The sequence below is a fragment of the Acidovorax sp. SUPP2539 genome, assembly GCF_030158975.1.
In the GTDB taxonomy this organism is placed as follows: Bacteria; Pseudomonadota; Gammaproteobacteria; order Burkholderiales; family Burkholderiaceae_C; genus Paracidovorax.
Genome location: NZ_BQXJ01000002.1, coordinates 326987 through 347764, shown reverse-complemented (window position 1 = coordinate 347764; position 20778 = coordinate 326987). Strand labels below are relative to the sequence as shown.

At 70.2% G+C, this 20778-nt stretch carries 17 protein-coding genes; 12 read left to right on the top strand and 5 right to left on the bottom strand.

Annotated elements, in window-relative coordinates:
• The first annotated feature begins 62 nt into the window (after positions 1 to 62).
• The 4 genes from AVTE2539_RS09165 to AVTE2539_RS09150 all read left to right on the top strand — a co-directional run bounded on the left by AVTE2539_RS09165 (position 63) and on the right by AVTE2539_RS09150 (position 3690).
• Entirely contained in the window at positions 63 to 2375 is a 2313-nt protein-coding gene (locus AVTE2539_RS09165; protein WP_284409933.1) for an NADP-dependent malic enzyme, read from the top strand.
• 156 nt (positions 2376 to 2531) lie between these two features.
• On the top strand, positions 2532 to 2936 hold the full coding sequence (locus AVTE2539_RS09160) for a guanyl-specific ribonuclease (protein ID WP_284409931.1): 405 nt from the start codon (positions 2532 to 2534) through the stop codon (positions 2934 to 2936).
• Between the two features lie 137 nt (positions 2937 to 3073).
• The gene (locus AVTE2539_RS09155) at positions 3074 to 3499 is read left to right on the top strand and encodes a barstar family protein (protein ID WP_092742419.1); all 426 of its coding nucleotides are present in this window, start codon (positions 3074 to 3076) and stop codon (positions 3497 to 3499) included.
• The gene (locus tag AVTE2539_RS09150) at positions 3478 to 3690 is read left to right on the top strand and encodes a hypothetical protein (RefSeq protein WP_217640151.1); all 213 of its coding nucleotides are present in this window, start codon (positions 3478 to 3480) and stop codon (positions 3688 to 3690) included. Before AVTE2539_RS09155 ends, AVTE2539_RS09150 begins: the two co-directional genes overlap by 22 nt.
• A gap of 112 nt (positions 3691 to 3802) precedes the next feature.
• On the opposite strand, the gene rsmA is transcribed toward AVTE2539_RS09150, so the two are convergent.
• The 3 genes from rsmA to AVTE2539_RS09135 are packed head-to-tail and all read right to left on the bottom strand — an operon-like array spanning position 3803 to position 8526.
• Positions 3803 to 4570, bottom strand: coding sequence for a 16S rRNA (adenine(1518)-N(6)/adenine(1519)-N(6))-dimethyltransferase RsmA (gene rsmA / locus AVTE2539_RS09145; RefSeq protein ID WP_284409929.1), 768 nt, complete (start codon positions 4568 to 4570; stop codon positions 3803 to 3805).
• A 37-nt stretch (positions 4571 to 4607) separates the two neighbouring features.
• Entirely contained in the window at positions 4608 to 6038 is a 1431-nt protein-coding gene (locus AVTE2539_RS09140) for a peptidylprolyl isomerase (protein WP_284409927.1), read from the bottom strand.
• 19 nt (positions 6039 to 6057) lie between these two features.
• A complete protein-coding gene (locus tag AVTE2539_RS09135; RefSeq protein WP_284409925.1) occupies positions 6058 to 8526 on the bottom strand; it encodes an LPS-assembly protein LptD in 2469 nt (822 codons plus the stop codon).
• 82 nt (positions 8527 to 8608) lie between these two features.
• On the opposite strand from AVTE2539_RS09135, the gene AVTE2539_RS09130 reads away from it, so the two are divergent.
• The 8 genes from AVTE2539_RS09130 to AVTE2539_RS09095 all read left to right on the top strand — a co-directional run bounded on the left by AVTE2539_RS09130 (position 8609) and on the right by AVTE2539_RS09095 (position 18166).
• The gene (locus tag AVTE2539_RS09130; RefSeq protein WP_284409923.1) at positions 8609 to 9751 is read left to right on the top strand and encodes an aminoglycoside phosphotransferase family protein; all 1143 of its coding nucleotides are present in this window, start codon (positions 8609 to 8611) and stop codon (positions 9749 to 9751) included.
• Positions 9752 to 9810: 59 nt separating this feature from the next.
• The gene (locus tag AVTE2539_RS09125; RefSeq protein ID WP_284409921.1) at positions 9811 to 10545 is read left to right on the top strand and encodes a 16S rRNA (uracil(1498)-N(3))-methyltransferase; all 735 of its coding nucleotides are present in this window, start codon (positions 9811 to 9813) and stop codon (positions 10543 to 10545) included.
• 24 nt (positions 10546 to 10569) lie between these two features.
• A complete protein-coding gene (locus AVTE2539_RS09120; protein ID WP_284409919.1) occupies positions 10570 to 11982 on the top strand; it encodes a hypothetical protein in 1413 nt (470 codons plus the stop codon).
• A gap of 8 nt (positions 11983 to 11990) precedes the next feature.
• On the top strand, positions 11991 to 12686 hold the full coding sequence (locus AVTE2539_RS09115; protein ID WP_284410685.1) for a hypothetical protein: 696 nt from the start codon (positions 11991 to 11993) through the stop codon (positions 12684 to 12686).
• Positions 12687 to 12708: 22 nt separating this feature from the next.
• On the top strand, positions 12709 to 15543 hold the full coding sequence (locus tag AVTE2539_RS09110) for an ATP-binding protein (protein ID WP_284409917.1): 2835 nt from the start codon (positions 12709 to 12711) through the stop codon (positions 15541 to 15543).
• A 14-nt stretch (positions 15544 to 15557) separates the two neighbouring features.
• Positions 15558 to 16001: a GNAT family N-acetyltransferase gene (locus AVTE2539_RS09105; RefSeq protein ID WP_284409915.1), complete on the top strand. Its 444-nt coding sequence runs from the start codon at positions 15558 to 15560 to the stop codon at positions 15999 to 16001.
• A 189-nt stretch (positions 16002 to 16190) separates the two neighbouring features.
• Positions 16191 to 17390 (top strand): GGDEF domain-containing protein, encoded by a 1200-nt coding sequence (locus tag AVTE2539_RS09100; protein ID WP_349817204.1) that lies wholly within the window; start codon positions 16191 to 16193, stop codon positions 17388 to 17390.
• Entirely contained in the window at positions 17387 to 18166 is a 780-nt protein-coding gene (locus tag AVTE2539_RS09095; protein WP_284409913.1) for an SOS response-associated peptidase, read from the top strand. Before AVTE2539_RS09100 ends, AVTE2539_RS09095 begins: the two co-directional genes overlap by 4 nt.
• 59 nt (positions 18167 to 18225) lie before the next feature.
• Here AVTE2539_RS09095 and AVTE2539_RS09090 read toward each other — a convergent pair whose 3' ends face one another.
• Together AVTE2539_RS09090 and AVTE2539_RS09085 are read right to left on the bottom strand one after the other, a co-directional pair.
• A complete protein-coding gene (locus AVTE2539_RS09090) occupies positions 18226 to 19122 on the bottom strand; it encodes an alpha/beta hydrolase (RefSeq protein WP_284409911.1) in 897 nt (298 codons plus the stop codon).
• 153 nt (positions 19123 to 19275) lie between these two features.
• Positions 19276 to 20772 carry a M20 family metallopeptidase gene (locus AVTE2539_RS09085; protein ID WP_284409909.1) on the bottom strand — a complete coding sequence of 499 codons (1497 nt, stop codon included), beginning with the start codon at positions 20770 to 20772 and terminating at the stop codon, positions 19276 to 19278.
• Between the last annotated feature and the right edge of the window lie 6 nt (positions 20773 to 20778).

The window sequence follows — 20778 nt, the reverse complement described above, 5'->3', positions numbered from 1 at the left end:
CTCGCCCTGGAACCCTCCGTGGCGCGGGGTTCGGCAGAATTTCATAGAGCTGGAGACGCTTGATGTCCGAGACCCCCCCGGTGAATGCCACGCCCGACAAACGCGCCCTGCTGCGCCAGGCTGCCCTTGAGTACCACGAGTTTCCGAAGCCGGGGAAGATCGCGATCGCCGCGACGAAGCAGATGGTCAACCAGCACGATCTGGCGCTGGCCTACTCCCCGGGCGTGGCCGCTCCCTGCGAAGAGATCGTCAAGGACCCTGCCGCCGCCTTCCGCTACACCTCGCGCGGAAACCTCGTTGGCGTGATCTCCAACGGTACCGCGGTTCTCGGACTGGGCGACATCGGCGCGCTGGCTTCCAAGCCCGTCATGGAAGGCAAGGGCGTCCTGTTCAAGAAGTTCGCCGGCGTGGACGTGTTCGACATCGAGATCAACGAGAAGGACCCGGTCAAGCTCGTCGAGGTCATCGCCGCGCTGGAGCCGACCTTCGGCGCCATCAACCTGGAAGACATCAAGGCGCCCGAGTGCTTCTACGTGGAGCGCGAGTTGCGCAAGCGGCTGAACATCCCCGTCTTCCACGACGACCAGCACGGCACCGCCATCACGGTGGCCGCCGCCATGCTCAACGCCCTGAAGGTGGTGAACAAGGACATCGGTTCCGTGCGCCTCGTCACCTCGGGCGCGGGTGCCGCAGCACTCGCCTGCCTGAACCTGCTGCTGAAGGTGGGCTTGAAGCGCGAGAACGTGTTCGTCACCGACCTGGCCGGCGTGGTTTACGAGGGCCGCACCGAGCTGATGGACGAGGACAAGATCCTGTTCGCCCAGAAGACCGAAGCCCGCAGCCTGTCCGAAGTCATTGAGGGCGCCGACGTGTTCCTGGGCCTCTCCGCTGGCGGCGTGCTCAAGCCCGCCATGGTGGCCAAGATGGCCGCGCGCCCGGTCATCTTCGCGCTGGCCAATCCCAATCCCGAGATCACGCCCGAAGACGCCCACGCCGTGCGCGGCGACGTCGTGATGGCGACCGGCCGCACGGACTACCCGAACCAGGTCAACAACGTCCTGTGCTTTCCGTACATCTTCCGCGGCGCGCTGGACTGCGGCGCGACGACGATCACGCTGGAGATGGAAATCGCCGCCGTGCACGCCATCGCCGAACTGGCCCAGGCCGAGCAGAGCGAGGTGGTGGCCGCCGCATACGTGGGCGAGCCGCTGGCCTTCGGCCCCGAATACCTGATCCCCAAGCCGTTCGACCCGCGGCTGATGATGAAGATCGCCCCGGCCGTGGCCCAGGCCGCCGCCGACAGCGGCGTGGCCCTGCGCCCGATCATCGACATGGACGCGTACCGCGACCATCTGCAGACCTTCGTGTATGCCTCCGGCACCACGATGAAGCCCATCTTCACCGCCGCCAAGACGGCCGCCAAGAAGCGCGTGGCCTATGCCGAGGGCGAGGAAGAACGCGTGCTGCGCGCCGCGCAGATCGTGGTGGACGAAAAAGTCGCACGGCCCACGCTCATCGGGCGCCCGTCCATCATCGCGCAGCGCATCGAGAAGTTCGGCCTGCGCCTGAAGGAAGGCGTGGACTACGACGTGGTCAACGTCGAGAACGACCACCGCTACCGCGACTTCTGGCAGACCTACCACCGCATGACCGAGCGCAAGGGCATCACCGTGCCCATCGCCAAGATCGAGATGCGCCGCCGCCTGGCGCTGATCGGCTCCATGCTGCTGCACAAGGGCGAGGTCGATGGCCTCATCGTCGGTACCTGGGGCCACACGGCGCTGCACCTGAACTACATCGATCAGGTGATCGGCAAGCGCGCCGGCGTGAACACCTACGCCTGCATGAACGGCCTGCTGCTGCCCGACCGCCAGGTGTTCCTGGTGGACACGCACGTCAACTACGACCCGACGGCCGAGCAACTGGCCGAGATCACCGTCATGGCGGCCGAAGAGATGATGCGCTTCGGCATCAAGCCCAAGGCCGCGCTGCTGTCGCACTCCAACTTCGGCAGCAGCAACCAGCCGAGCGCCGTCAAGATGCGCCAGACCCTCGACCTGCTGCGCATCCAGGCGCCGTGGCTCGAAGTGGATGGCGAGATGCACGGCGATGTCGCCCTGGATGCGGCCCAGCGCGCCGTGGTCATGCCCCACAGCACGCTCGCCGGCAGCGCCAACCTGCTGGTCCTGCCCAACATCGACGCGGCCAACATTTCCTACAACCTGCTCAAGACGGCGGCCGGCGGTGGCATCGCCATCGGCCCCGTGCTGCTGGGCGCGGCGGAACCGGTGCACATCCTGACAGCCAGCGCCACCGTGCGCCGCATCGTCAACATGACGGCACTCACGGTGGCTGATGCAAATGCCTCCCGGTAGAGCGGTGATGACGTAGCAAGCGCTAACTTTTAGACGCGTTTGGCCTTGAAAGCGCCTGCCCAATTATTGGGCAGGCGCTTGCTTTTTGGGGGCGATTAAGTCAAACTAACGGCTCGAAATTTCGGGTAAACCCGTAGTTTCTGAAAGGTGTAGTTGATGCTGAAGGCTATCGCCATCCAGGCGTACAAGACAGGTCTTGCGTGCGTACTGGGTGCCGCGTTCGTTCTGGTCCCGACCACGGGACAGGCCCGAAAACCCCCGTCTTCCGACGGAGTGACCACCATCGCACTGGCCGAGTTGCCCCCGCAAGGGCGGGCGACCTACGGGCTCATCCGCGAAGGTGGACCATTTCCTTACGACAAGGATGGTTCGGTGTTCGGCAATCGCGAACGGTTGCTGCCCCTGGAAAAACGGGGCTATTACCGCGAATACACCGTCAGAACGCCGGGTGCGAAGAACCGTGGTGCCCGGCGCATCGTGTGCGGAGGAGCGCCCCGCGTTCCCGATGCCTGCTACTACACCGGCGACCACTACGCGAGCTTTCGAAAAATTGTTGAATGACGCTGGACGCCAAAAGCGCTCGCCGGCATTGCCGCGATCGGTTGCCCGCCTGTCGGCCCCCCGCCTTGGTGGCGGGCCGCTGGACCGAACTTCCGGATATTCCTCATTGGTGACTACATAAAGAAAGAGCAGCGGAGATGGAAATGCCACTTCGTAACGATCAGGAAAACCCATTGCGTGGCGTGCGCCCCAACATCGTGCAGTCTATTCGCGCTTTTCGCGTGCAAGACCTGCAAGAGTCGGCCAAGGCGCTCGGCCAACACTTCCTGTACGCCAACCTTGCACACGCACAAACCAAACAGGACGTGCTGGACCTGATCGCAGGCCAGTTCATGTTCCCGGCGCACTTCGGAAAGAACTTCGACGCGCTGTACGACTGCATGACGGACCCATTGCATAAATCGGGCCCGCAACCGGGCTTCATCGTGGTGCTGGAGCAGATTCCGACCACGGTGAAGTTCGACAAGGAAGCACGCGAGCAGTTGCTCGACATCTTCCGGGAAGCGGCGGACTACTGGAGCGATCGAAAGATACCGTTCCGGTGTTTCTATTCTTTTCTGTAGCCCGTTCTGCATCCACCAGCCAGGCAGAACGGGCGAACGAGGCTAACGAGACCGCCGCAGCGCAGCCCATTGAAATCGCAGTCGATCCTTCCGCGGAAAAAATGCCGACCGACAAGCTCGTCGACGTATCGCCCCTGGCGCTGCGCATGAGTAGCCCGTTCAACGCGGGTTATTGGCTTGCCGCCGCCTGATCCCAGGCGGTAGTGCGCAGCAGGCGAGGCCCTCAGGCCACTGCTTGCCGCGCTTGACTCTTTTCAGTGCAGGGGGCTGGGTGGCCCGGTCCCCGCATTGCACCGCCTGCGCTCAGGCAGGGTGCAGTGACTGAGCCAGGGCCACGTACTCGTGCACCGGCACTTCCTCGGCCCGGCGCTGGGTATCGAAGGTGCCCGGGAAGGCGCGCTCCTGCAGCCAGCGGCCCAGCGTGTGCCGCAGCAGCTTGCGGCGTTGGCTGAAGGCCACCTGCACCAGTTCCGATAGCAGCGCCGGCGATACGGCGGCCGGTGAGGCATGGGGCACCATGCGCACGACGGCGCTGTCCACGCGCGGCGGCGGATCGAAGCTCTCCGGCGGCACGAACAGCACATCCTCCATCGCATAGCGCCACTGCAGCATGACCGACAGCCGGCCGTAGTCGCCGGTCGAGGGGCTCGCCACCATGCGGTCGATCACTTCCTTTTGCAGCATGAAATGCTGGTCCTGAATGACGTCGACCTGCTCCAGCAGATGGAACAGGATGGGCGTGGAGATGTTGTACGGCAGGTTGCCGACCACGCGCACCTTGGGCGCGTTCAGCGATTGGGCGACCTGGGCGAAGTCCACCTTCAGCACGTCGGATTCGATCACGTCCAGCTGGCCGTGCAGGCGCAACCGCGCTGCCAGGTCGCGGTCCAGCTCGATCACGGTGAGGCGCCCCAGGCGCTCGACCAGCGGCTGCGTGAGGGCCGCCAGGCCGGGACCGATCTCCACCATGGGCTGGCCCGGCTCGGGGCCGATGGCGCGCACGATGGCATCGATGATGCCGTGGTCCGACAGGAAATGCTGGCCGAAGCGCTTGCGGGGGATGTGCTTCATGGCGCTGCGCGGCGAAGGCGCGTGGGCAGGCGGCGCGTCATTGCGGCGGATCGCGGTATTCCACGTACGCGCGGGCCCGGGCTTCCTGTGCCCAGGTGGCGTAGGCCTCGTCCAGCTTCTTTTCGCGCACCACGTCGCGCACCATGTCGCGCTGTTCGCGCTGGGTGAGCTTGGCCTCGCGGCGCTCCAGCAGCTGAATCAGGTGCACGCCGAACCGCGTGATGATGGGCTCGCTGATCTCACCCGGCTTGAGCGCATTGAGCGCTTCCTCGAACTCGGGCACGTAGCGGCCCGGGCTGGCCCATCCGAGGTCGCCGCCCTGCTTGGAGCTGCCGTCCTGCGAGTTCTCGCGCGCGAGCGTGGCGAAGTCCGCCTGGCCCGCCAGGATGCGCCGGCGGTAGTCGGCCAGCCGTGCGGCCGCCGCGGTCTCGGTCAGCTGCGGATTGGCACGCAGCAAGATGTGCCGCGCATGGCTTTGCACCGCCACGGTGGGGGCTGCGGCATTGGTCTTTTCCACCACTTTCAGCACGTGGAACCCGGCCGGCGACCGCACGGGGCCGACGATGCCGCCCACGGGCGTCTGTTGGGTCGAGCGCACGAAAAGCTCGGGGTAGCGGTCGGCCGGACGCAGGCCCAGCAGGCCGCCGGAGGCGCCTTCGGCCGCATCGGAGAACTCGCGCGCCACCTGGCCGAAATCGTCGCCGGCACGCACCTTGTCGGCCGCCTGCTGCGCGCGCAGCAGGCGCTGCTCCACCACCTCGGGGCTGGCGTTCTCGGGCACGAGCACCAGGATGTGGCCCAGGTTCAGTTCGACCTTGGCGGGATCGGAGGCGGACTGCTGCTCGCGCAGGTACTGGTCCACGTCCAGGTCGCTCACGCGCACCCGGGCTTCGACGTCGCGCTCGCGCAGGCGCTGCACCAGCAGCTGGTTGCGCAGTTCTTCGCGGAAGCGGTCCTTGCTGATGCCGTCGATCGCGAGGCGGCGGTGCATTTCCTCCAGGCTCACGTTGTTCTGGCGCGCCACCGACTGCTCGGCCTGGGAGACGGCGATGTCGTCCACCTTGATGCCGCTCTCGTTGGCCATCTGCACCTGGATCTTTTCATTGATCACGCGCTCGAGCACTTCGCGCGCCACCACGTCGCGGGACGGGCGCTCGCCGCCCTGGGCGGCCAGCTGCTGCTCGACGCGGGCCACGCGGGTCTGCACCTCGTTGTTGGTGATGGGGGCGGTGTTGACCACGGCCACGATGTAGTCGGCCTGGCGGATGCCGCTGCGGTCCGCGCCGGTGCGGGCGTCCGGCACGGTGACGGGCGGCAGGGCGCGCGAGGACAGCCCGGTACCGCCGGTGCCGCTGGCAGCGCCCGAGGCGCGCAGTCCTTGCGCGGAGGCGCCCGCGGGTGCGAGGGAGGCCAGGGTGGCCAGGGTGGCCAGGCACACCAGGCCCAGGGTGAAAGCGCGATGGTTCATGTGGTTGGCAGGTGTCGGGTTAGTCGTAATTGGTGAAGCGGCTGGGCGTGCTGGTCTGCTCGCGCAGGTACTGGTAGCGCGGGATGTTCTGCTTCAGGCTGGTGAGGGGGTTGGAGCCGAGCGAGAGGCGGGAAAAGCCCACGAACTCGATCTGGAACAGCAGCCGGGTGTTGGCGGTGGTCACGCTGCTTTGCAGGCGCTCGAGCACCACGCGGCCGACCCAGCAGCAGCTGTCGTATTCGAAGCCCACCACGGTGTCCACCAGCTTGCGGTCCTGCATGCTGTAGTTCAGGCGGCCCACGGTGTACCAGCGGCCGGGGCCCTGCCCGCGGCCCGGGCCGAGGTCCTGGCCCTTGTCGCCCCACAGGTCGTTGATGGGCCATTGCCAGCCCACGTCGATCTGCTCGCTGGTGCCGCGCTGCAGGCGGTAGGCGGCGCTGATGACGCGGTAGGCGCTGGGGTTGTAGCGCGCGCCCACGGTGGAGCGGATGGAGCGGCCCGTCTTGGGGTTGTACTGCACCGTGGAGTCGAAGCCCCACTGCTTCGTCCAGTTCAGGCCCGCGCCCAGCAGCACGTCCGACAGCCGTTCGCTGACGGTGGACTCGCCGGGCAGCACGACCTTCTGGTCCGAGAACCGCACCCGCTGGGCGATGCCGAAGCGGGCCGCCTCGGCGCCGTCGTCCGGGTCCAGCAGCCGCGTGGTCACGCCCAGGGTGAGCAGGTTGTTGTCGGCCAGGCGGTCGTTGCCGCCGTAGCCGTTCTCGGTGTAGATGGTGGCGAAGTTGAAGTCGTTCGCCGCCGTGTCGTACACCGGCAGCAGGCTCTGGTCGCGGTAGGGCGTGTAGGTGTAGAAGGCACGCGGCTCCAGCGTCTGCAGGAAGTTGCGGCCGAAGTAGCGCGCATCGCGCTCGAACACCAGGCCGCTGTCCAGGCTGAACGTGGGCAGCGTGCGCTGCGCGTTGCGCTGGCCGTTGGCCAGCGGGCTGTCGAACTGGTACTGCGTGGCGTGCAGCTGCACGCGCGGGGTCACGAAGCCGGCCGGCGCGAGGAACGGCCGGCTGATCTGCGCCATGGCGTAGCTGCGCTGGGCGTTGGGCTGGCCGGTCAGGGAGCGGTCCGCATGGAAGCTGGTGTAGTCGGCCTCCACGCTGGCATCCAGGCCGTAGGGCAGCATCGTGGGGTTGTAGCCCCAGCGCAGTTGCGGCATGCGGTCGTAGGGCGGCACGATGGGCGCGCTCACGTCCTGCAGCGTCTGCCACTTGAGCGTGCGCAGGCTGAGCGACATGTCGTCCTTGCCCCAGGACAGCGTGGCGTCGCCGGGCAGCAGGCGCTGGGTGAGCTGGGTCATGCCGGTCACGTTGCGCGTGAAGTCGCGCCAGTAGTTGTCGTCGCTGACCCGGCTCACGTCCATGTTGAAGTTCAGGCCGCCCAGCGGCGTGTCGAACGTGCCGCTGTGCTTGAGGCCGTAGCCCCAGCGGTCGCGGTCGCGCAGCTTGTCGGCCGGCATGTAGTCGCCGCGCAACTCGCCCCGGTAGGTGGGCTCCAGGTAGCGGAATTCGCCGCCCAGGTTCACGCCGCGCTTGGACATGACGGTGGGCGTGATGGTGGCGTCGCGGTTGGGCGCGATGTTCCAGTAGTAGGGCTGCGCGTACTCGACGCCGCTCACGTTGTCGATGGCCACGGTGGGCGGCAGCAGCCCCGACTTGCGGCGGTCGGACAGCGGGAACGTGATGTGCGGGATGGGCAGGATGGGCAGGCCCTTGAACTCCAGCACCGCGCCGTCGGCCGTGCCCACCTGCTCTTCGTTGTCGATGCGGATCGACCGCGCGCGCAGCACCCAGTCGGGCTGCCAGGTGGCTTCGTCGTTCTTCTGGCAGGTGGTGTAGGTGGCGTTGTGCACCACCGAGCGGTCGCGGTCGATGAAGTCCACGCGGCTGGCTTCGCCGTGGGCGCCGTTCATCAGGAATCGGTAGTTGGCGGCATCGAAGTAGCCCGAGAAGGCGTCGACCCGCAGTTCCAGCTCCGAGCCCTCGTACACGTTGCCCGCGCGGTTGATGCGCACCTGGCCGCGCGCCTTGGCGAGGTCGTCGGGCACCACGTATTCCAGCCGGTCGGCGTGGATGATGGTGTCGCCGCGGCGCAGTTCGGCATTGCCTTCGACGACGGCGTTGATGTCCGGCTGGCCCGTCACGCTGTCGCCCTTCACGAAGATCGGCAGCTGCGGGCGCACGGCTTCGGGGATCTTTTCCTGCAGCAGGGGGCTGGCGCGCAGGGCGGGCGCCGCCTCGGGCACGGCCGGCGCGCCGGGCTCCGCCTCCGACTGGGCGAGCGCTGCCAGGGGCGCGCCGCACAGCATCCAGGCGATCAGGCGGGCCACCGCGCGGCGCTCGAACGCTGGCGCCGAGGGACGGCGGGCCGCAGCGCCGCGGCGGGCGGGCAGGAAGGGGGGCGTCGGTCGGAACGGATCGGGCAAGGAAGGGATGTCCATGGAATCAGCCGGTCGGCGGCGCGGAGCAGGCACCGCAGGCCACCCGGTCCGGGCAGGCCGGGTTTGTAAAATCGGATTATCCATGAGCCACCCTCCTTCCCCCATCGTGGCCGATCCGGCCCCGGCCGGCGCTGCGGCTGCCGCTCCCGCCTTTCCCGCCGTCGCCTGGCCCGACGCCGCCCGCCGCACCGCGTTCGAGGCCTGGCTGGCGCCGCTGGCCGCCACGCACGGCCTGCACCCCGCGAGCGTGCGCCCCGCCTCGGCGGACGCGAGCTTTCGCCGCTACCTGCGCATCGATGCCGCCGACGGCACCAGCCGCATCGTGATGGACGCCCCGCCGGACAAGGAGGACTGCCGCCCCTTCGCCCACGTGCAGCGCCTGATGTCCGACGCGGGCCTGCACGTGCCCGAGGTGCTGGCCTGGGACGAACCCCACGGCTTCATGCTGCTGTCCGACCTGGGCGCGCAGACGGTCATCGAGCGGCTCGACCCCGCGGCGCCCGAGGCGGCGCACGCCTGGTACCTGCAGGCCAGCGACGTGCTGCTGCAGTGGCAGCAGGCCTCGCGCCCCGGCGTGCTGCCGCCCTACGACGAGGCCCTGCTGCGGCGCGAACTGGCCCTTTTTCCCGACTGGTACCTGGCGCGCCACCGCGGCGTGGCGCTCACCGAGGCGCAGCAGGGCGTGCTCGCCAAGACCTTCGACGTGCTGGTCGCCAACAATCTGGAAGCCCCCAGCGTGTTCGTGCACCGCGACTTCATGATGCGCAACCTCATGGCGCCCCCGGCGGGCGGGCCGTTGGGCGTGCTGGATTTTCAGGACGCCGTGTATGGGCCCATCACTTACGACATCGCCAGTCTGCTGCGCGATGCGTTCATCAGCTGGGAAGAGGATTTCGTCATCGACATTACCGTGCGTTACTGGGAAAAGGCGCGAAAGTCGGGATTGGTCGGTGCGGCGAGCGCCAGCGGCTGGGGCGCGGACTTCGGCGAGTTCTACCGCGCGGTCGAATGGATGGGCCTGCAGCGGCACCTGAAGGTGGCCGGCATCTTCGCGCGGATCACGCTGCGCGACGGCAAGCCCAAGTACCTGGCGGACACGCCGCGTTTTATCGGCTACATCCGCTCGACGGCCAGCCGCTACCGCGAGCTCAAGCCGCTGCTGCGGCTGGTGGACGAGATCGAAGGCATGCAGGAAGCCACCGGCTTCGCTTTCGGAAGAGTTTGAGTCAAAACCGCTACCGCCGCAATCAATACTATGGCGTGTAGCTATAAAAATAGTAGCAAATGCCCCGTTTCCATTGCCCCTTGCCCCTGGCGGGCGGCGCCGCGCTGGCGCTGCCGCCCTCGGCCGCGCGCCACGTGCAGGTGCTGCGCCTGCAGCCCGGCGACGCGATCACGCTGTTCGACGGGCGCGGGGGCGAATACGCCGCCACCATCACCCGCATGGGCCGCTCCGATGTGGACGTGGAGGTCGGCGCGCACGACCCCGTGGAGCGCGAGGCCGCGCGCGCCGTGCACCTGGTGGTGGGCATGCCGGCCAACGAGCGCATGGACTGGCTCGTGGAGAAAGCCGCCGAACTGGGCGCGGCCAGCATCCAGCCGGTGGCCGCCGCGCGCAGCGTGCTGAAACTGTCGGGCGAGCGCGCGCAAAAGCGCCAGGCCCACTGGCAGGCGATCGCCGTGGCGGCCTGCGAGCAGTGCGGGCGCAACCGCGTGCCCGAGGTGCATGCCCCGCTGGCCCTGGCCGACTGGCTGCGCGCGCACGCGGCCGAGGCCCACGCGGCGGAGGGCGGCCTGGCGCGCCTCGTGCTGTCGCTGCGGGACGGCTCCCGCCCGCTGCGCGAGGCGGTCGGCAGTGCCGGCCGCGTGCAGGTGCTGCATGGCCCCGAGGGCGGGCTGACCGCGCAGGAGGAAGACCTGGCGCTGGCCCACGGCTTCGCGCCGGCCAGCCTGGGGGCGCGCGTGCTGCGGGCCGAGACCGCCTCGGTCGCCGCGCTGGCGCAGTTGGCCTTCGAATGACGACGGAACACTGAACAGGACGGCATGGAGAGCACTGTGTTGGCGGCCGAGGCGCCGTGGCCTGGAGGGGCGGAGAACGAGGGCGGGCTGTTCGACTTTTTCCGGGATGCCGATGCGGCGGGCGATTCGGCCCTGCTGTGGCGCATTGCGCGCGAGCAGGCTGTCACCCAGGCGCTGAGCGGGCTGTTCCACGGCCCGGCGGCGCTGGTGCAGCTGCGGCTGTGGGCCTTCCTGCAGCTGGCGCGCCAGGGCGAGGCCACGCTGGCGCGCGAGCGCATCGACGAGATATTCCACGCCCTGCGCCCCGAGGCGCTGGACACCGTGCTCAAGCGCTTTCGCGACGTGGGCCTGCTGGCCTGGGACGACAGCGCCCGCACCTATGCGCTGCCGCCGCTCGCGCAGCGCGTGGCCGGCCTGCTGGCGCCCCTGTCCAGCGATGGCGGCGGGGACGAGGACGGCGGCGAGCTGGCCGCGCTGCTCGGCCAGGTGGTGGGCGCCAACCAGCTCGGCGCGCTGGATGCGGGCCAGGTGCAGCTGCTGCAGGCGCAGCTCACCCGGCTGCACGGCGAATTCGCCGATGCCATCGCCAGCGGGTCGGAGTTCCGCCTGCGCGCCGCGCGCCAGCGCTACGACCGCGCGGCGGTGCTGATCGACCGCGCCTCCGAGGCCATCACCGCCATCATCGGCCACGCGCACGGCCACATCGCGCTGGAGCGCGCCGCGCGCGGGCTGGGGCAGGCCCAGTCGCGGCTGCTGGCCATGGCCAGCCAGTTCAACCGCGCGCTGCAGCAGGTGGACCGCCAGCGCGTGACCCTGGGCACCACCGGCATCACCAGCACCGACGTCAAGCGCTGGCTGCAGACCGTGCGCTCGCCCCATGCGCTGCTGGACGGCGCCCTGGGCGTGCCCGCCGGCCTGTCGGCCCTGGCCCCGCACGAGCTGCTGGACGTGACCGAGGCCGAGTTCGAACGCGATCGCCCCGTCGCCGGCCCAGCCGAGGAACTGCCCGGCGCGCAGCCGGCGCCGGCCGGCAACCTCACCGCCGTGGCCCTGCCGAGCGAGCTGGGCGACCTGTCGGCCCTGCTGCAGGCCTGGTCGATCGAAGGGGACGGCGAGGCAGCGCCGCACGGCGTGGCCGCGGCGCTGCTGGGCGCCACGCCCGCCGATGCCCGCTACGCCCAGGTCGCCTACAAGGCCCAGTTGCTGCCCCTGCTGGGCGACCCCCAGGCCGGCGTGCTGCCGGGCGCCACCGGCGCGCTGGCGCGCCTGCCCTGGCGCGTGCAGTGGGAGGCCGCCACCGAGGCCGTCGACCATCCCCAGGTGGAGCTGCTGAGCCAGGGCCGCATGGTGCCCGCCACCGCCGTGCCGGCCGACGCATCGGCCAAGGCCGCCACCGCGCCCGACCCTTCGCCGAACCCCGGCCCCGAGACCCCTTGAAGACCCCCATGGACGATGCCGCCCTGCTGATTGCCGAACTCCTCACGCGCCGCTGGCTGCCGCGCAGCCACCCGCGCGTCAAGCGCGCGCTGGTCGATGCCGAACTCTTCGCCCTGGTCGAGCAGCGCCTGGCCCAGGTGGGCCTGCGCTTCATGGACAGCATCTACGCCGACCACGTGAGCGTGGCCCTGCTGCCGCCCGCGCAGACCGCCGTGCTGGGCGAGGCCGGCGTCAACGCCAACAACAACCTGGACCTGCCGCGCGACGCGCAGGCGCTGCTGGTGGTGCTGTGGGCGCTGATCGTTTTACCGAAGCGCGAGCGCCAGACCAGCCGCGTGGAGCAGGCCGACGAGGGCCAGAACGACATGTTCCCCGGCGCCAAGCCGCTGCCGTCCGCGCGGCTGGTGAGCCCCGTGCTGTCGTACAAGACCCTGCTGGAGGACTACGGCAACCAGCTGGGCAAGAAGATGCGGCTCGATGCCAACCTCAAGCTGCTGGAGCGCCACGGCTTCATCCTGCGCCGCCAGGACGAGATCGCCGAAGGCCCGCTGCTGGACGTGCTGCTCGATTACGACGTGATGGCCCCACGCATCCTGGACGGCGCCCTGGCCGACGTGCTGGCGCGCGAGCGCAGCGAGGCCGCCGCTGCCGCGCCGGGCGCTGCAACGCCCGCCACGGACCCCACCCCGGCGCCCGCCGCCTGACCGACGACGAACCCCGCGCCCCATGTTCCACCTGCAAACCCTCGAACTCGTCCACTGGGACTACTGCCAGCGCGTGGCCCTGCCGCTCGATGCGTCCATCATCACCATCGCCGGGCCCAACGGCTCGGGCAAGACCACGCTGCTCGATGCCATGCGCACCCTGCTGGGCCTGCGCTGCTCGGCCCCGCGCGACTACCGCACCTACGCGCGCCACGCCGGCGCGCAGACCGCCTGGCTGCGCGCCGTGGTGGACAACCGGCCCCAGGGCCGCCAGACCTCCAGCCGCCCGTTCGCGCGGCGCCTGCTGTACGGCGACCAGGTCACGCTGGCCTGCCGCATCGACCGCAACGGCGGCGACTGGCAGCGCCGCTACTGCCTGCTCGACGGCGACGTGGGCATCGAACAACTGCGCGACACGCCCGAGAAAGACCTCGGGTTCATGGGCGTGGAGGCCTGGGGCCGCGTGCTGGGCGCGGCGGGCCTGTCGCCCGCCATCGCCCGCGTGCTCTCTCTGGAGCAGGGCCAGACCGACCGCCTGTGCGAATTCAGCCCGCGCGAGCTGCTGCGCCTGGTGTTCGACGTGTTCGGCGACCAGCAGGTGCTCGATGCCTACGACCAGGCGCGCGAGCACCAGCAGCAGCTCGTGCGCGAGATGGCCCAGGCCGAGCGCGAGCTGGACCACGGCCGTGCGCAACTGGCCGAGTTGCAAAACCGCGTGGCCAGCTACCAGAGCTGGCAGTTCAAGGTGGCCGAGCGCGAGCGCCTGGCCACCGAAGTGCTGCCCGTGCTGGCCTGGCACGGCGAGCGCGAGGCCCTGGCCAAACAGGCGCGCGAGCTGCGCCGCCAAAAGACCCAGCACCGCAGCGCCCTGGCCGACCAGGCCGTGCAGAACAAGCGCCTGCTCACCCTGATCGAGGAAAGCGCCCGCGCCCAGTCCGACGCCACCCGGCTGCTGGCTGAGCGCGATGAGGCCCGCACCGCGCTGGACGACGCCACGCGCCACGAATCGCCCCTGGAGCAACTCGCCAAGCGCGAGCAGGAGCTGCTGGCGCTGGTGGACAAGGGCAGCAACGCTGACGAACTGCAGTCCCACCTGGCCCGGCTGCAGGCCGAAGAGGCCGAGGCGCAGGACGAGCGATCGGCCCTGCAGCAGCGGCGCAAGCTCGCGCAGCAGGCCCTCCAGGCCCTGGAAGGCCAGCACCTGCCGCCGCTGCCGCACGAGGTGCAGCAGTTCCGCAAGCGCCTGGTGGCCCAGGGCATCGGCCATCGGTTCGTGGCCGAGGTGGTCGAGGTGGCCGACGAGCAATGGCGCGCCGCCATCGAAGGCGTGCTGCGCGGCCACCGCTGGGTGGTGCTGCTGGACAAGGACAGCGACCTGGCCGAGGCCTACGAGATCGGCGAGCGCGAGCGCTACCGCCACTACCTCGTCGGCCCGGGTGAGAAGGCCCTGAAGGGCGATCCCGGCACGCTGCTGTCCCACGTGCGCTTCACCGCGCCCGTGCCGCGCTGGCTGGTGCAGCAGATGCAGCAGCTGCGCTGCGTGGCCGACCCGCGCGAGGGCAAGCGCCTGGGCGGCACCTGGATCACGCCGCAGGCCTACATGCACGACGGGCGCGGCGCCCGCTCCATGTGGGTGGAGCCGCGCGAGCACCAGTTCGGCGCCGCCGCCGTGCACGCCCGCCGCGCCGCCGCCGAGCGCGACGCGGCCCAGATCGATGCGCAACTGGCACCCGTGCTGGACCGCGTGCTGGCGCTCAAGCGGCAGATCACCGACACCCGCCGCGCGCTCGAAGGCCACAGCGCCGCCGAAGAGCTGGCGCGCCGCAGCGACGAGTTCGCCCAGGCGCGCGAGGTGCTGCCCGCGGCCAGGCAGGCGCGCATCGCCGCCGCCCAGCGCTGGCAGCGCCTGGACACCGAGGCCACCCGCGCCCACGACCGCCACCGCGCCTTCGCCGACGAGCACCAGCGCCTGGAGCAGCAGCTGCAGCGCGCCCGCAGCGACAGCGACCGCGCCGCGCACGAATGGACCGCCCGCCGGCGCAACCACGTGGCCGCGGCCGGGCACAGCCAGCGCCAGCGCCACGGCTTTCCGCCGCGCTGGATCGCCCCGGCCACGCGCGAGGCCCTGGTGGACGAATACGTCAACGACACCCAGGCCCGCCTGCGGCTGCAGTCCGTGGAGCAGGAGCTGGAGCACAACACCTGGGAGCAGGACGCCACCGTCGAGGAGCGCCACCGCCGCATGGAGACCACCGTGCGCGAGCAGACCCTGAGCTTGTCGGACCACCAGGCCAAGAATGCCCAGGCCGGCACCGCCGTGCACAACGCGCGCGAGAGCTACATCGAGGTGCTGCGCAGCACCGTGCGCCGCTACCGCAAGAACATCCAGGAGCTGGGTGCCCTCGCCGGCGTGGAGGTGGCGGCCGACCTGCCGCTGCTGGAGAACGACGACACCGTGCTCGCGCAGGCGGGCCTGAAGGTGCACTTCGCGTTCGACGGCAAGGGCAGCATCGGCATGAACGACGGCGAGGCCTCGGGCGGCCAGCAGGTCATCAAGTCGCTCATCCTGCTCGTGGGACTGCTCAAGGACGAGGAAAGCGGCTCGGGCGGCTTCGTGTTCATCGACGAGCCCTTCGCCCACCTGGACGTGCGCAACATCCAGCTGGTCGGCCACTTTCTGCGCTCCACCCAGGCGCAATACGTGCTGACCACGCCCATCACCCACAACCTGGAAGTCTTCGAGCCCGCCGAGATCACCCTGGTGACCAGCAAGAAGCCCCAGGGCTCGCGCTGGGCCCCACCCATCGCCGTGGCCAAGCGGCGCGGCGTGCCGGTGCTGGAGCCGGTGCCCGCATGAAAGATGCCATTGCCATGACCCAAGACCCCGACGCTGCCCTGCAAATCCGGAGGCTTTTGCCTGCGCAGTGGAAGGACGCCTATCCGGTGATGGCGCAGCTGCGCGCGCTGGACGAGGCCGAGTTCCTGCGGCGCGTGCGCCAGCAGTCGTGCGCCGGCTATGAACTCGTGGGCGCCTACCAGGGCGGCGCCTTGGTCGGGGTCATGGGAATGCGGCCCGTGCAGACCCTGGCGCGCGGGGCCTACCTGCATGTCGATGACCTCGTGGTGGATGCCGCCGTGCGGGGCAGCGGCGCCGGCCGGGCGCTGATGGCCTACGCCGAAGCCGATGCGCAGGCGCGCGCCATGGCCGTGGTGTTCCTGGACGCGCGGCCCGAGGCCATCGCGTTCTACGAGCGCAGGGGCTATGCGCTCCACCCGGCACCGTCGATGAAGAAACGGCTCGCGGCCGTCCCCTGACAGCGACAGGGCAGGGCCCGCGTTGCAAGGCCGGGCCAGAGGGATGGGTATAAACCCTCCCATGCCGGGTGGCCGCGCAGGCGACAGGACTCCTAGAATTCCGCAGGCACCATCGGTGCTGGCCCACCCGGCGCCTCCGTGGGCCGCCCGATGGCCGGCCTGGCCTGCGACCCACTCCGAGGAGATCCCTTGCCGCCACGGCTTGCGAGATGGCGCGACCGCGCCCTGTTCCGTACACCCTCCCGCGTGCTCGATGGGCTGCTGGGCACCGAGCGGCGCCTGCGCGTGCGATCGGCCATGGCGGGGTTGGCGGGGCTGCTCATGCTGTGCTGCGTGGCGGCGATGCACATCGTGGCCCGGGCGGGCATCGCGGAAGTGCAATGGGTCAACACGTGGACGGTGTTTTGCGTCTCGGGCCTGATCGGGGTGTTCGCGCTGATCCGCAGCGGGGTGTCGCGGCGCTTTCGTGACCCTTCGCTCACGCTGTTCCAGATGCTCTATGCCGTGGCCTGCAACGCCGCGGCCTTCGTGATCGCGGGGCCGGCGCGGGGCATCACGCTGCCGATCCTGGCGGTGATCCTGATGTTCGGGATCTTCGGGCTGTCCACGCGGCAGATGGTGGGGGTGCTGTTCTATTCGCTGGCGGCGTTCGGGGCCGGGGGCGTGCTGCTGGAACTGCGCGAGGACCTGCACCAGGGCCCCGCGATGGCCGCCGCCTACGGGATCATGATTTTCGTGGTGCTGCTGGGCAGCACCTTCCTCACGACGCGGGTGCAGGCCACGCGCCAGCAGCTGCGCCAGCAAAAGCACGATCTGGCCGAGGCGCTGGAGCACATCCGCGAGCTGGCCACGCACGACGAGCTGACCGGGCTGCTCAACCGCCGCCACATGATCGAGTTGATGCGGCTGGAGCAGCGCCGCACCGCGCGCAGCGGGCATTCGCTGGTGCTCGTGCAGCTGGACCTGGACCATTTCAAGGCCATCAACGACACCCACGGCCATGCGGCGGGCGACCGCGCGCTGCAGGCCTTTGCCCGCTCGGTGAAAGCCAGCGTGCGCGACTCCGACGTGCTCTCGCGCTGGGGCGGCGAGGAGTTCGTGCTGATGCTGTGCAACACCCAGCCGGCCGATGCCAGCGCGCTGCTGGAGCGGGTGCGCCGCACCGTCTCGGCGCTGCGGCTCACGCATCCGGGGTCGGCGCCGATCCACCTGACCGTCTCCATCGGCCTGGCGCAGCACGTGGTGGGCGAGTCGATCGAGCAGACGCTGGAGCGGGCGGACCGCGCGCTCTATGCGGCCAAGGCGCAGGGGCGCGACCGGGCGGTCTGGGCGGCCCCGTGCGAGGAAGGGGCGGGGGCGGCCGGGGCCGCAGGTACGATCCCCGGATGACCACGCGCTACGAGACCCTGCCCCTGCCCGAAACCTACCGCGAGGCCTTCGGCGTGGAGCCGCCGGACACGCGCGGCGAACGCTACGTGAAGCCCCGCAAGCCCGGCTTCTTCATCCGCGCCCTGGCGCCCCCGCCGGGCACGCCAGGGCCGGCGCCGACCGATGTCCCGCCGGGCGATGCCGAATCGGCGGCCGGGGCAGATCCCGATGCCGGTTCCGATGCGGACGGCGCCCCCCGGCTGGCGCGCGAACTGGTGCACGCGCAGTGGGGGCTGGTGCCGCACTGGGTGAAATCGGCCTCCGACGGGCGGCTGCGCGCCCCCAAGCTGGTGAACGCGCGCTCCGAGACGGTCTCCACCGCCACGCCGTTCCGCGAGGCGTGGCTGAAAGGCCAGCGCTGCATCGTGCCCATGGCGGCGTTTTTCGAGGACGACTGGCGCAGCGGCAAGGCCGTGCCCACGCGCATCGCGCGCGTCGATGGCCTGCCGATGGCCGCGGCGGGCCTGTGGGCCCGCTGGACCGGCCCCGAGGGCGAGGAGCTGGTCAGCTACACCGTGCTCACCGTGAACGCCAACAGCCATGCGCTGATCCACCGCTACCAGCCGCCCGGCAGCGAAAAGCGCATGCCGGCCCTGCTCAACGAGGGCGCCTACGGCGCCTGGCTGTCGGCCCGGCCGGAGAAGGCGCGGGAGTTCATGCGCCAGTACCCGGCCAACTGGCTGCTGGCCAACCCGGTGGAAAGCAAGGCCGACAAGGGGCCTCCCGCTTTCCTGTGACCCGGCCCGGCGCAATGCCTGCAAGTTGCTATTAAAAATATAGCAATACGCCCTAGTATTTATTGTGCTGGAGCCCGATTTTGTTCCAGGCCGCTGGCGCGGGGGCAACGGGCGTCCAGCCATTGCTGCAAGGCCGCGAACACGGGCGCGGCGTGCTCGGGGCTTTCCTTGAACAGCTCGTGGTACGCCAGGGCGAACTCCTGCGCGTGCACCACGCCCGGCGGGGCGGCCCGGGCGAAGGCCCGGCTGCCGGCGGGATTGACCAGCCGGTCGGCGCCCGCCCACATCAGCAGGGTGGGCACGCTCCACTGCGCGGCGCGGGCCACGACGGCCGGGCCGGTGTAGGCGATGAAGCGCGCGAGCCCGGCGCCGACGCGGTCGTGGCAGCGCGGGTCGGCGCGGTAGGCCGCGACGACGGCGGGGTCGTGGGACAGGTGCGCGGGGTCGATCCCGGTGGCCAGGCGCAGGTTCGGCAGCACACGGGGCAGCGTGGCCACCAGGAACTTCTGCGTCCAGCTCAGGCCCGGGTCCAGCGCGGGGGAGGAGAGCACCAGCGCATCCACGGGGCGCAGCGCCTGCGCCACGAAGTCCGCCGCCACCAGCCCGCCCAGGCTGTGGCCCAGCAGCACCAGCGGCTGGCCGGGCGGCATCCGGGCCCGCGTCGCATCGACGATGTCGGCCAGGTCCACCATCAGCCGGTTCGGCGGCGTGAGGGCGCCACGCAGCCCGCCCGATTCGCCATGGCCGTACTGGTCGTAGCCGCGCACGGCAAAACCCCAGGCGTTCAGCCGCCGGGCGAGCCGGTTGTACCGGCCCACGTGTTCGCCCAGGCCGTGCACGAGCAGCACGGTGGCGCGCGCGTCGGCATGGGGCAGCGGCCAGTCCTGCAGGGCGAGGTTCTCGCCATCGGCGGCGGTGAAGGGGCTGAGGGTTGAGGGGGCGTCGGGATCGACCATGCGATGGGGCGGGGGCTTGTCGGAAAAGGCGCGCCATGGTGGCGCGCGCGTGAAAGGGGGGTGGGCGCAGCCGGCGTCAGCCCGTGCGCCCCGCGCCGGGGCGCGGGCGGGTTCTGGCGATGGCCGCGGCCACGGTGGCGGCGGGCAGCGGCTTCAGGCGGCCGCGGCCGTGCTGTCCTGCGCGCCGGCGGGCGGCAGGCTGGCGATGACCTGCGCCACGGCGGCGGTGAGCTTCTTGGCGTAGGGCACGTGCAGGAACTCGTTGGGGCCGTGCGCGTTGCTCTTGGGGCCCAGCACGCCGCAGACCATCATCTGCGCCTTCGGAAAGCCCTGGCTCAGCATGTTCATGAGCGGGATGGTGCCGCCCTGGCCGATGTAGCCGCACGGCGCGCCGAAGTGGGCCTGGCTGGCGGCGTTGAGCGCGCCCTCGAACCACGGTGCGGTGTCGGGCGCGTTCCAGCCGCTGGCCGCGCCGCCGCCCTCGAAGGTGACCTTGGCTTGGTAGGGCGCGTTGTCCTCCAGCAGTGCCTTCATCTCCTGCACGCACTGCGCGGCGTCCACCAGCGGGGGCAGGCGCAGGCTGAGCTTGAAGGCGGTGTAGGGGCGCAGCACGTTGCCCGCGTCCTTCAGGGCCGGAAAGCCCTCGGCGCCGGTCACGCTGAGCGTGGGCTCCCAGGTGCGCTTGAGCAGGGCCTGCACCGGGTCGGTGGTGGTGGGCAGCGCGAAGGTGGTGGAGCCGCCGCAGTCGTAGTGCGCCCAGGGAAAGCGCTTGTACACCTCTTCGCCCAGGATGCCGGCGGTGGCGCGGGCCTGCGCCAGGCGGTCGGTGGGCACTTCACAGTGGAAGCTGGCGGGCAGCAGGCGGCCGGTGGCACTGTCCTCGAGCCGGTCCAGCACCTGACGCATGATGCGGAACGACGAGGGCACGAGGCCCGACGAATCGCCCGAGTGGATGCCCTCGGTGAGGATCTCCACCTTGAGCGTGCCGCTGGCCATGCCGCGCAGGCTGGTGGTGAGCCACAGCTGGTCGTAGTTGCCGGCGCCGCTATCGAGGCAGATCACCAGGGCCACGCTTCCCAAGCGGGTGCGCAGCAGGTCGATGTAGGGCAGCAGGTCGCCCGAGCCGCTTTCCTCGCAGGTCTCGATCAGGCCGACGATGCGCGGGTGCGGCACGTTCTGGCGCTTGAGCTCCTGCACGGCGGCGATGCTGGCATACACCGCGTAGCCGTCGTCGGCGCCGCCGCGGCCGTAGAGCTTGCCGTCCTCGTATTTGGGCGTCCAGGGGCCCAGGTCCTTGCGCCAGCCCTCGAACTCGGGCTGCTTGTCCAGGTGGCCGTACATCAGCACGGTCTGGCTCGACTGGGGCTGCGTGGCGGCCACCTCGAAGAACAGCACCGGCGTGCGGCCGGGCAGGCGCACGATCTCGAGCGTGAGGCCCGCCACCTTCTGCGCTTCGACCCAGTTCGCGGCATTGCGCAGCACGCGGTCCAGGTATCCGAGCTGCTCCCAGTCGGGGGCGAAGCCGGGCGACTTGGCGGGGATCTCGATGTATTCGGTGAGCTGGCGCAGGATGTCGCCGTCCCATTGGCGGCTGACGTGGGCCAGGGCTTCGGCGGGTTGCAGGAGATCGGGGGCGGTGCGGGCGTTCATGGCGGT